The organism is Vibrio sp. B4-6 (assembly GCF_963888245.1).
GTDB classification, from domain to species: Bacteria; Pseudomonadota; Gammaproteobacteria; order Enterobacterales; family Vibrionaceae; genus Vibrio; species Vibrio anguillarum.
This window is the reverse complement of record NZ_CAWPIM010000068.1, coordinates 93,598-104,846: the sequence shown is the minus strand read 5'-3', so window position 1 is coordinate 104,846 and position 11,249 is coordinate 93,598. Positions and strand designations below refer to the sequence as shown.

Genomic DNA, 11,249 nt, shown 5'->3' with positions numbered 1-11,249 from the left:
GTTGCCTCTCAGTTTGCCATGGTACAGTGCCCGATTATGATCGAGCACTGTATGACATTATGCTTAAACCTAAGGTGTAAAAGTGGCTACCCCTAGCTCATTTTCTCGACGTGTTTTCGCCATCATTTGCGTTGGTGAAATCACGGTGCGAAGATCCATCTCTTGTTCAGTGCGAACCAGTTCACCACGCAGTGAGTTGGCAAACACATCGACAATTTTCACATCGACAAATTGGCCAATCAGATCGGCGGAGCCTTCAAAGTTAACGACACGGTTATTTTCGGTACGGGCGCGAAGCTCCATTAGATTTTTCTTAGATGGGCCTTCGACTAATACGCGTTGTTCTGTACCTAACATCAAACGTGAGTAACGCATCGCTTGTGCGTTGATTGTTTGCTGCAGTTCATATAAACGCTCTTTTTTGGCGTCTTCTGATAAATCACATGGGTAATCAGCGGCTGGCGTACCCGGGCGAGGGGAGAAGATAAAGCTGAAGCTCATATCAAAATCAACGTCTTTAATCAGCTTCATTGTATCTTGAAAGTCTTTATCTGTTTCACCGGGGAAACCGACAATAAAGTCAGAACTAATTTGGATCTCTGGGCGCGCCTTACGCAGTTTGCGAATAATGGATTTGTACTCAATCGCGGTGTGTGGACGCTTCATCATGGTTAAGATTCGGTCTGAACCACTTTGTACCGGAAGATGCAGGAAACTCACTAGTTCAGGTGTGTCTTCATAAACGGCAATAATATCGTCGGTAAATTCGAGTGGGTGGCTGGTGGTGAATCGAATGCGATCAATACCATCAATGGAGGCGACTAAGCGTAGCAGATTAGCAAATGAACAGATTTCACCATCGTGCATAGGGCCACGGTATGCGTTAACGTTTTGTCCTAAAAGATTGACTTCGCGTACACCTTGCGCCGCGAGTTGCGCGATTTCATACAACACATCATCCATCGGGCGACTGACTTCTTCACCGCGAGTGTAAGGTACTACGCAGTAAGTGCAGTATTTTGAACACCCTTCCATAATAGAGACGAATGCAGTTGCGCCGTCTGCTTTTGGTTCTGGTAAACGGTCGAATTTTTCAATCTCTGGGAACGAAATGTCCATGACTGGCGCATCGTTGGTTTGCGATTGTTTTATCATTTCTGGCAAGCGGTGTAGGGTCTGCGGGCCAAAAATAACATCAACAAAGGGAGCGCGTTCACGAATGTGATCACCTTCTTGGGTTGCAACACAGCCGCCAACGCCAATCACGACGCCTGGTTTTTTATCTTTCAATGTTTTCCAACGCCCCAGTTGGTGAAAGACTTTCTCTTGTGCTTTTTCTCGGATCGAACAGGTGTTAAGTAATAATACATCTGCTTCCTCTGGCTCTTCCGTTAGCTCGTAGCCGTTTGCAGCGTTAAGCAGGTCGGCCATTTTTGATGAATCGTATTCGTTCATCTGGCAGCCCCAGGTTTTAATTAGCAGTTTCTTACTCATCTCACTTTCGCTCGTCTTATTGGTCTAAATTGGTTGAAATAATGCTCAAATTGTAGCCGCCATCTCGGCGGTAAGCCGCGTATTGTACTGCTTTAAAAAGTCACTGACTAGTCATCCAATAAAATCTCTCGCATGTTCCGTCATCTCTAGATTTTCACCATAGAAAGTGCAGGGTTTTTGTGTAAAAAAATTCGCAAAAAAGAGCTGAAAACGTACAATGAAAATCGACTCAAAACTCAGACGATTAAGTGTAAACAATGAACAATTTTGACGTGGTGGTGATTGGTGGTGGCATGGTTGGGGCGGCAGTGGCTATAGGCTTTGCTAAGCAAGGTCGCACGGTTGCTCTGGTCGAAGGTATAGAGCCTGAAGCGTTTACAATAGACCAAGCAATGGATCTGCGCGTTTCAGCCATTTCGCAAACTTCGGTTCAGTTACTTACTGACTTAGACGCATGGGATGAAATTATGCAAATGCGTGTTTGCCCTTATCGCCGCCTAGAAACCTGGGAGCACCCAGAGTGCCGTACTCGTTTTCATAGCGATGCATTGGGCCTCCCTCAGCTGGGTTATATGGTCGAAAATCGTCTTATTCAGATCGGATTGTGGGGACAATTTGTGCACTACCCGAATTTGCAGGTTTTTTGTCCTGATAAGCTCAAGCACATTGTGTTTGGCCAACACAATAGCGTGCTTTTAGAGTCAGGTGCAACTCTTACTGCAACTTGGGTGATTGGTGCGGATGGTGCAAATTCTCTTGTGCGGCAGCTGGCGGGAATTGGTATTACCGCGTGGGATTATCGACACCATTGCATGTTGATCAATGTCGAAACTCATCAGCCTCAGCAAGATATTACTTGGCAGCAATTTTTTCCATCCGGCCCGCGCTCGTTTCTTCCTTTGCCGGGTAATCAAGCTTCTTTGGTATGGTATGACTCACCAAAGCGAATTCGCCAATTGTGTGCGATGAACAAGCAGCAGTTAAGGGAGCAAGTGTTGGCCTCTTTTCCTGAGGAACTAGGCGATATTAACGTGTTGCAGTGTGGTGCATTTCCCCTCACTCGTCGTCATGCTCAGACGTATGCGAAACGGCAATGTGTTTTGGTCGGCGATTCAGCACACACGATTAACCCTCTGGCTGGGCAAGGGGTGAATTTAGGGTTTAAAGATGTAAAAGCGTTGTTAGCTATGACACAAAATCAAGAAGCTTTAACACAAGCGCAATTACGGAATTATGAAACACGCAGAAGGCCGGATAACTTAGTGATGCAATCAGGAATGGATCTGTTTTATAAAACGTTCAGCAACGAGGTTTTGCCAGCAAAGTTGGTGCGCAACGCGGTATTGAAGTTGGCCGAACATTCAGGCCCAGTGAAGGAAAAGCTGTTGCAATACGCGTTAGGTTTGTAGTGCGATTTGAGCTGTTTTTGTAGAAACAAAAAAACGCTGCAAATCAGCAGCGTTTTTTACATAATAAAAATTTTAACGAATTACTTAGTTACACGTAGAACCGGTGTTTCACCAACAACGACGGTGCCAGAAAGCTTGTTCAGCTCTTTGATTTCGTCCATGTTAGAGATAACAACAGGTGTTAGTGTTGATTTTGCTTTCTCTTCAAGAAGCGCTAGGTCGAATTCGATAACAGTATCGCCTGCTTTAACCGCTTGGCCTTCTTGAGCGATACGAGTAAAACCTTCACCTTTTAGCTCAACTGTGTCGATACCAAAGTGAACGAATAACTCAACACCGTCATCAGACTCGATTGAAAACGCATGGTTAGTTTCGAAAATCTTACCGATAGTGCCGTTAACTGGAGCTACCATTTTGTTGCCTGATGGTTTAATCGCAATACCATCACCAACAATTTTCTCAGCGAAAACAACATCTGGCACATCTTCGATATTGACGATTTCACCAGAAAGAGGGGCAATAATTTCAATCGCACCTGCATCTGAGCTGTCGTCAGATACTAGCTTCTTAAGTTTATCAAACAGACCCATTGTGTCATGCTCCTAACGTTTAATTTTATTCTGTCGAATTATAGTATACCAATCGCCAACAATAGACGACCTATTTTTAGTCGTCTATCTCATTGGTATTAGCGAATTATTGCGTTTTCTCTGCGATGAATTTTTCCACACAAGCTTCGATTTCAACTGCGGTTGGGAAAGAGAGTGCTTCTTCTGCCATCGCTTTAACTTCGGCGAAGTTTGAGTTGCGGATCACTTTCTTCACTTTAGGGATAGAGATACCGCTCATAGAGAATTCATCGAGTCCCATACCAAGTAGAAGTAGCGTTGCACGTTCATCACCCGCTAACTCGCCACACATACCCGTCCATTTACCTTCAGCGTGTGAGGCATCAATCACTTGCTTAATCACGGTTAAAACCGCTGGAGAAAGTGGGTTATACAGGTGTGAAATCATTTCGTTACCACGGTCAACCGCAAGAGTGTATTGGGTTAAATCATTGGTACCGATAGAGAAGAATGACACTTCTTTTGCCAAGTGGTGCGCAATTGCCGCTGCCGCAGGTGTTTCAACCATAACGCCAATTTCGATATTTTCATCGAACGCTAAGCCTTCCGTGCGAAGTTCTTCTTTGTATTCTTCAATAGCGTTTTTAAGCTCACGAATTTCTTCTACAGAGATGATCATCGGGAACATAATACGCAGTTTACCATGCGCAGATGCACGCAGAATGCCACGAAGCTGATCTCGTAAGATGTCACGACGGTCTAAGCTGATGCGAATCGCGCGCCAGCCCAAAAATGGGTTCATCTCTTTTGGTAGATCCATGTACGGAAGATCTTTATCACCACCGATATCCATGGTACGGATAATCACCGCTTCACCACTCATCGCTTCTGCAACTTCTTTATAAGCTTGGTATTGCTCATCTTCAGTTGGTAGCGCGCTGCGGTCCATGAATAAAAATTCAGTACGATATAAGCCAACGCCTTCACCACCGTTGCGTAAAATACCATCGCAGTCTTTTACTGTGCCGATGTTACCGCATACTTCAACTTGGTGGCCATCGAGTGTGATAGCAGGTAGGTCTTTTAGTTTTGCGAGCTCTTCTTTTTCCGCAGCAAAATCATCACGAATTTTTTTCGCTTCTTCAAGCTGTGCTTCTGAAGGATTAATGATGATTTTGTTGTTCATGGCGTCAAGAATAAGCATGTCGCCATTCTTTACTTTCTTAGTGATGTCGTTAGTACCAACAATCGCTGGAAGCTCAAGTGAACGTGCCATGATTGAAGTATGAGATGTACGACCACCGATATCACAAGCAAAACCCAGCACGTAATCAAGATTGATTTGTGCAGTTTCAGAAGGCGTTAAATCATAAGCAACAAGAATTACTTGTTCGTTAATATCACTCAGTGAAACGATATTGATGCCGAGAGCATTTTTAACAAAGCGCGTACCGATATCGCGGATGTCTGTCGCGCGTTCTTTTAGATATTCATCATCAAGAGATTCTAGGGCAGCAGCCTGCTCTTCGATCACGGTATAGATCGCGTTGTCTGCATGCATTTTGTCATTTTTGATGAGTGCTAAAATTTCCTCTTCTAGCTCTTCATCTTCAAGCAACATGATGTGGCCTTCAAAGATGGCTTCTTTTTCTTCACCGAATGTTTCAAGTGCTTTTTGTTTGATCACTTCTAGCTGGGCAGAAGATTTGTTACGAGCGTCATAAAAACACTGAACTTCTGCTTCTACTTGGTCATCTGAAATAGAGTGAGTATTTAGGACAATTTCATCTTCTTGAAGTAGCAGTGCTTTACCAAAAGCAATGCCTGGAGATGCTAGGATGCCTGAAATCATAGCGTTACCTTAAATTGGTCAACTGTAAACGGGAGAATGTGGACTATTGCGCTAACGGTAATTAGTAGCTCAAAATGTAGACTATTTCCAACAAAGCCATTTTGTTTTCACAAAATGGCTTTGAAATAGTGGACCGGATTAATGTAGTTGGTCCATGAGAGCAACTAGGTGATCTACCGCTTGCTTAGCTTGAGGGCCTTCAGCAGAAATAGTCACAACGGTACCTTTTACTAGGCCAAGAGTTTGAAGTTTGAATAGGCTCTTAGCACTTGCGCTTTTGCCGTTAGAAGTCACTGTGATGTCTGCATCGAATACTTTTGCTTCTTTAACGAACTGCGCAGCAGGACGAGTGTGAAGGCCGTTTTCTGCAGTGATTTCTACTTGCTTCTCGTACATGTTATATACCCCAATTGATTTATTTTTTGTTAGTTTCTTCACCAGAACAGCTTAACTGCTAATCAACGGTTCTGCTAGCAGAGTAACGCTGTTTTAGTGTCATAGCTGATACTGATTTAAATTTCATAATCACGATTTCAATCTATGTTGTCATTCGTCATTATAGTTAATACGTTTCTGACTTCTTTATTTCGAAGCTTAAAATAAAACGAGGTGATATTACCAAAGGTGAGGCAAGGATCAACAAAAAAGCCCCTGCATGGGGCTTTTTTAAACGAAAATTTGATTTAACCACCTATTACTGTTGGTTCTCTTTCTCGGTAAATAGGCCAGAAAATAGTGCGGTGCTCAGATAACGCTCACCTGAACTTGGTAGTATCGCTACAATTGTTTTTCCTTCAAATTCAGGTAGTTCTGCTAATCTATTCGCTGCTACAATCGCTGCGCCTGATGAAATTCCAGCCAAAATCCCTTCCTCTTCCATGAGGCGTCTTGCCATTTCAATCGCTTCTTCTGAAGTGACGGCTTCAACACGGTCAATGAGGGATAAATCGAGGTTGCCAGGAATAAATCCCGCTCCTATACCTTGGATTTTGTGTGGTGCAGGTTTGATTTCATCTCCAGCAAGTGCTTGAGCAATGACTGGCGACTCCGCAGGTTCAACCGCAACTGAGATGATAGCCTTGCCTTTTTGGCCCTTAATGTAGCGACTTGTGCCCGTTAAAGTACCACCGGTTCCGACACCTGCAACGAACACGTCAATCTCACCATCAGTTGCATCCCAGATTTCCGGCCCTGTTGTTTTTTCGTGGATCTGTGGGTTGGCTGGGTTATTGAATTGCTGCAGCAACAAGTATTTTTCAGGGTTGCTGGCAACAATTTCTTCTGCTTTAGCAATTGCGCCTTTCATGCCTTTCGCCGCTTCGGTGAGTTCAAGGTTGGCTCCTAAAGCTTTAAGCAGTTTACGGCGCTCTAAACTCATTGATTCAGGCATAGTAAGCGTCAACTTATAACCACGAGCTGCTGCAACAAATGCAAGAGCAACACCGGTGTTACCGCTGGTTGGCTCTACAAGTTCAACGCCAGGTTTCAGTGTGCCAGCTTTTTCTGCTTCCCAAATCATGTTGGCACCGATACGGCACTTCACGCTAAAGCTTGGGTTGCGCGCTTCAATTTTCGCCAGTACCTTACCTTTGCTGACTTTGTTTAAGCGAACAAGAGGAGTGTTACCAATAGTCAGGGAGTTGTCTTCGTAAATTTTGCTCATTGCGATATTCCTTTATTACACACGTTATGCGTGTCTGGTTGTGTGATAAGACACGTGAGTGGATACAGGTGCAGAATAGGTGTTAACCTTAAAACGTAAAAGGATTAAAAAGTTATAACTTATAGAGGGATATGCAGGTTGAATCTCCCTCGCACCATCACTGCAGTTTGTTTTTAAATTCACCAACCCACATGGCTGTTGCACCGCATACAGCAACCGGCATGACGATTAAGTTAACAATGGGTATGGTGGTAAAAATCGACACTAAAACACCAAAGCTATACACCTTGGTCTGTTTTTGTTTCAAATTGTGTCTCATCTGGTTAAAGCTCACTTTGTGGTTGTCAAATGGGTAGTCACAGTATTGGATGGCTAACATCCATGCAGTGAAAATGAACCACAGCAAAGGGCCTAAGGTTTGTCCTAAGGCAGGAATTAGGAGCAATAAGAACAAACCGATTGCTTTGGGTAAGGTATAGATTAATTTTCGCCACTCTCTTGCGAGGATACGTGGGATGTCTTTGACCATAGACCAGATGCCATCGCTGTTGATTGGAGCACCAATTAATCTTTCTTCCACTTTTTCTGCGAGTAGCCCATTAAATGGTGCAGCGACGAAGTTAGCCAGCGTACTGAAGAAATAGGAGAACGTGGCTAAGATAGTGATCGCGAGCAATGGCCATAAAATGTAACTTAGCCAAGATAAAAAATCAGGGATTTGACCAATAAACTGTTCTATCCACGTATTGAGATGATTGAATAAGTAAAAAAGAGCGCTGCCGACGAGAATGATGTTGATGAGTAATGGCAGAATCACAAAGCGTCGAATGCCGGGGGTGAGTGCTAGCTCTAGACCAAAAAAGAAGTATCCAAAACCTGAACGTTGCTTAAGTGTCATACCGTTATCCATGTGAATATCTGTTAATCAATACTAAAAAGCTATTCTACTCAACCTGCCGAAGAAGAAAAGCGTGGTGAAAATCACATCATGTATTGAACTTCTCACATTAAGTTGTTCTAAATCGGTACAAACTTTTGGTAAAGTACCCCGATAGACCGATATAACCCACGTTGGTGACACGTTCAATTCAAGCTGGTAAAGCTGAGAATAACCATGCATCGAGAAACTGAGAGTGAAACATGCAGGAATTGCGATTCGTACTCATAATTGTTGGCGCGCTAGCGATAGCCGCGTTGCTATTTCATGGTCTTTGGACCAGTAAGAAAGAAGGGAAGTCCAAGTTTGAGGATAAGCCTCTTGGTAAAATTGATGTTGATCACGATGATACACAATCTGCGACCCAGCGTTCATTTGCTCCGGAAGATGATTTCGAAATTATTCGCAAAGTACGTAAAGAGCCAGATTTTAGTGAAGCGGTTGACCCTCTCATTGACGGTTATTCACCAAGCTTTGAACCTGAAAATGTGCTTGATGAACTCGATGATGTGCCCTCAATATCGATGAAAACCGAATCCCCAAGTCTCAGTGAACAAGATGATGTCATTGCTGACGATAATCAAAAATCCGACGTTCAAGAAGCCGAAATGGAAGTGATTGTGCTGAATGTGCATTGTGCGGGAAATGATCCCTTTGTCGGCACTAAGCTTTTTGACAGTATGCAGCAAAACGGCCTTCTTTATGGTGAGATGGATATTTTCCACCGGCATGCCGATCTGTCAGGTACAGGGAAAGTGCTGTTTAGTGTTGCCAACATGATGCAACCCGGTACATTGGCACATCATGATCCTGCGGAGTTTACTACTCGCGGTATCTCATTCTTCATGACACTGCCTTGCTACGGCGAGCCTGATCAAAATTTCAAATTAATGCTTAAAACCGCTCAGCAAATCGCCGATGATTTAGGTGGTAATGTATTGGATGATGCGCGTAATTTAATGACGCCAGATCGATTGGCTGCCTACCGACGCCAAATCCAAGAGTTTAAAAGCGCACGCAACGCGTAGAATAAACATCGACCATTAAGGGCTCCTAGTCGGAGCCTTTTTTCATGATCCGAGAGAATTATGATGCAAACAATAGAACACAAATTAAGCCAACTTCGTGAGACGCTGCATTATCATGCTGTACGTTATTATGTAGAAGATAACCCTGAAATTCCTGACGCTGAGTATGATCGTTTGATGCGTGAGCTGCTTGAGTTGGAATCGCAGTATCCGGAGTTAGTCACAGCGGATTCACCCAGCTTGCGTGTTGGAGGTAAGCCTTTAGAGGGTTTTGCTCAGGTGACTCATGAAATTCCAATGCTCTCTTTAGATAATGTGTTTGATGAGAATGAGCTTGATGCCTTTCACAAGCGGATGCAAGACCGGATACCGAGTGCCCACTTTAACGCTTTTTGTTGCGAACCTAAGCTTGATGGTTTAGCCGTGAGTTTGCTTTACGAAAATGGTGTGTTAGTACAAGCCGCCACGCGTGGGGATGGCGCGGTCGGTGAAAACATTACGGAAAACGTGCGAACGATCAGTGCTATTCCACTGAAGTTACAGGGAAAAGAGTGGCCCGTTCGTTTAGAAGTTCGTGGTGAAGTGTTCATGCCTAAAGCCGGTTTTGAGCGATTGAACCAACAAGCACTCAAAAAAGGTGAAAAAACCTTTGTTAACCCAAGAAATGCGGCCGCAGGGAGCTTGAGACAGCTCGACTCAAAAATCACAGCTCAAAGGCCGTTGAATTTTTATGCTTACAGTGTTGGTGTGATTGAAGGCGCTGAGTTAGCAAGCAGTCATTATCAGCGCTTTTTGCAGTTAAAAGGGTGGGGGCTGCCGATGTGCCCTGAAACACGTCTAGTCTCTTCAATGGATGAAGTGAAAGAGTACTACCAAAGTATCTTAACTCGTCGCGCTCAACTAGCGTATGAGATTGATGGTGTGGTAATTAAAGTTGATGATATTGAACTGCAACAAAAGCTCGGTTTTGTCGCGCGGGCGCCTCGCTGGGCGATTGCTTATAAATTTCCTGCCCAAGAAGAAATAACGCTCCTGAACGATGTTGAATTTCAAGTGGGCCGTACCGGGGCTATTACACCTGTTGCGAAGTTAGAACCTGTATTTGTGGGGGGAGTCACCGTCAGCAATGCGACATTACACAACGCTGATGAAATTGAGCGCCTAGGCGTGAAAATTGGTGATAGCGTTATTATTCGTCGAGCAGGCGATGTTATCCCACAGATTGTTTCTGTGTTGTTAGACAGACGCTCTGATACAGTGGTCGATATTGTTTTCCCGCAGTACTGCCCGGTGTGCAACTCTGACATTGAGCGTGTTGAAGGTGAAGCTGTCGCCCGTTGTACCGGGGGGTTGGTGTGTCAAGCTCAGCGCAAAGAAGCATTAAAGCACTTTGTCTCTCGCAAAGCGTTAGACGTGGATGGTTTAGGCGAAAAAGTGATTGAGCAGCTTGTTGATAAAGAGATGGTGAGCACGCCCGCGGACCTCTTCCGTCTAAAAGCAGGGCAGCTAACGGTGTTAGAGCGTATGGGACCAAAATCAGCACAAAATATCGTTAATGCACTGAATGCCGCCAAAATGACCACATTACCCCGTTTTTTGTATTCATTGGGCATACGTGAAGTCGGGGAAGCGACGGCGGCGAATCTTGCGCTCCATTTCGGGTCATTAGACAAAATTCGCCAAGCGACCCATGAAGAACTACTTGAAGTTCAAGATGTTGGAGTTATCGTTGCGAGTCATATCACATCTTTTTTTGAGCAAGATAAAAACCAACAAGTGATTAATGAATTGATCGAACTCGGTATCCAGTGGCCTAATATCGAAAAGCCGAGCCAAGATGCGATTCTCCCTTTACTTGGTAAAGTGGTGGTTTTGACGGGGAGCTTGTCGAAACTCTCTAGAAGTGATGCGAAAGCGGCGCTACAAGAGCTTGGCGCAAAAGTAACGGGAAGCGTCTCTAAAAACACCGATATACTATTTGCCGGAGAAGCGGCCGGTTCAAAATTAGTAAAAGCGCAAGAACTAGGGATCGAAATTCGCAGCGAACAAGATTTGCTTGAGTTAATGAAAAGCTAATTTTTTAAGCATCCCTTCTTTCATAAAGCCTCAAAATTAATTTTGAGGCTTTATTTTTATCTCAAACCGCCACATTAAAATGTCCAGTAATTAGAAAAAAAGCTCTCATTTTCTTCGATACCAATCAAGAAGAACTTTACTCTCTTTCAATTTATTATTGCGATGCACTTCAAGCTATTAGTGTAATTGTTTTTTTATCGTTTTGAAAATTAATGAGTTTT

The 11,249-nt window shown here is 43.9% G+C and carries 9 protein-coding genes; 3 read left to right on the top strand and 6 right to left on the bottom strand.

The window, feature by feature from the left end; all coding sequences use genetic code 11:
• Positions 1 to 69 precede the first annotated feature (69 nt).
• Positions 70 to 1,494: a tRNA (N6-isopentenyl adenosine(37)-C2)-methylthiotransferase MiaB gene (miaB, locus tag AACV20_RS16640; RefSeq protein WP_013857327.1), complete on the bottom strand. Its 1,425-nt coding sequence runs from the start codon at positions 1,492 to 1,494 to the stop codon at positions 70 to 72.
• A gap of 257 nt (positions 1,495 to 1,751) precedes the next feature.
• Here miaB and AACV20_RS16635 point away from each other — a divergent pair, with 257 nt between their 5' ends.
• Complete coding sequence (locus tag AACV20_RS16635) at positions 1,752 to 2,903, top strand: 2-octaprenyl-3-methyl-6-methoxy-1,4-benzoquinol hydroxylase (RefSeq protein ID WP_170907661.1); 1,152 nt, start codon at positions 1,752 to 1,754, stop codon at positions 2,901 to 2,903.
• A gap of 80 nt (positions 2,904 to 2,983) precedes the next feature.
• Here the strand turns inward: AACV20_RS16635 and crr are convergent, their stop codons facing one another.
• From crr to cysZ, 5 genes are all read right to left on the bottom strand, one after another.
• The gene (gene crr / locus AACV20_RS16630) at positions 2,984 to 3,493 is read right to left on the bottom strand and encodes a PTS glucose transporter subunit IIA (protein WP_010317358.1); all 510 of its coding nucleotides are present in this window, start codon (positions 3,491 to 3,493) and stop codon (positions 2,984 to 2,986) included.
• A 106-nt stretch (positions 3,494 to 3,599) separates the two neighbouring features.
• Entirely contained in the window at positions 3,600 to 5,324 is a 1,725-nt protein-coding gene (gene ptsI / locus AACV20_RS16625) for a phosphoenolpyruvate-protein phosphotransferase PtsI (RefSeq protein ID WP_170907660.1), read from the bottom strand.
• Positions 5,325 to 5,462: 138 nt separating this feature from the next.
• Positions 5,463 to 5,720 (bottom strand): HPr family phosphocarrier protein, encoded by a 258-nt coding sequence (locus tag AACV20_RS16620; RefSeq protein WP_026027491.1) that lies wholly within the window; start codon positions 5,718 to 5,720, stop codon positions 5,463 to 5,465.
• A 298-nt stretch (positions 5,721 to 6,018) separates the two neighbouring features.
• A complete protein-coding gene (cysK, locus tag AACV20_RS16615; RefSeq protein WP_170907659.1) occupies positions 6,019 to 6,987 on the bottom strand; it encodes a cysteine synthase A in 969 nt (322 codons plus the stop codon).
• Between the two features lie 157 nt (positions 6,988 to 7,144).
• Positions 7,145 to 7,897: a sulfate transporter CysZ gene (cysZ, locus tag AACV20_RS16610; RefSeq protein ID WP_170907658.1), complete on the bottom strand. Its 753-nt coding sequence runs from the start codon at positions 7,895 to 7,897 to the stop codon at positions 7,145 to 7,147.
• A 230-nt stretch (positions 7,898 to 8,127) separates the two neighbouring features.
• On the opposite strand from cysZ, the gene zipA reads away from it, so the two are divergent.
• The gene (zipA, locus tag AACV20_RS16605) at positions 8,128 to 8,952 is read left to right on the top strand and encodes a cell division protein ZipA (RefSeq protein WP_013857321.1); all 825 of its coding nucleotides are present in this window, start codon (positions 8,128 to 8,130) and stop codon (positions 8,950 to 8,952) included.
• Positions 8,953 to 9,012: 60 nt separating this feature from the next.
• Positions 9,013 to 11,028: an NAD-dependent DNA ligase LigA gene (gene ligA / locus AACV20_RS16600; protein WP_017049490.1), complete on the top strand. Its 2,016-nt coding sequence runs from the start codon at positions 9,013 to 9,015 to the stop codon at positions 11,026 to 11,028.
• Positions 11,029 to 11,249 lie beyond the last annotated feature (221 nt).

What these genes read in the sequence shown, in the direction of transcription:
- AACV20_RS16635 (WP_170907661.1), top strand. Translation starts at nt 1,752, where the DNA reads ATGAACAATTTTGACGTGGTGGTGATTGGTGGTGGCATGGTTGGGGCG.
- ptsI (WP_170907660.1), bottom strand. Translation starts at nt 5,324, where the DNA reads ATGATTTCAGGCATCCTAGCATCTCCAGGCATTGCTTTTGGTAAAGCA.
- AACV20_RS16620 (WP_026027491.1), bottom strand. Translation starts at nt 5,720, where the DNA reads ATGTACGAGAAGCAAGTAGAAATCACTGCAGAAAACGGCCTTCACACT.
- ligA (WP_017049490.1), top strand. Translation starts at nt 9,013, where the DNA reads ATGATGCAAACAATAGAACACAAATTAAGCCAACTTCGTGAGACGCTG.
- miaB (WP_013857327.1), bottom strand. Translation starts at nt 1,494, where the DNA reads ATGAGTAAGAAACTGCTAATTAAAACCTGGGGCTGCCAGATGAACGAA.
- crr (WP_010317358.1), bottom strand. Translation starts at nt 3,493, where the DNA reads ATGGGTCTGTTTGATAAACTTAAGAAGCTAGTATCTGACGACAGCTCA.
- cysZ (WP_170907658.1), bottom strand. Translation starts at nt 7,897, where the DNA reads ATGGATAACGGTATGACACTTAAGCAACGTTCAGGTTTTGGATACTTC.
- cysK (WP_170907659.1), bottom strand. Translation starts at nt 6,987, where the DNA reads ATGAGCAAAATTTACGAAGACAACTCCCTGACTATTGGTAACACTCCT.
- zipA (WP_013857321.1), top strand. Translation starts at nt 8,128, where the DNA reads ATGCAGGAATTGCGATTCGTACTCATAATTGTTGGCGCGCTAGCGATA.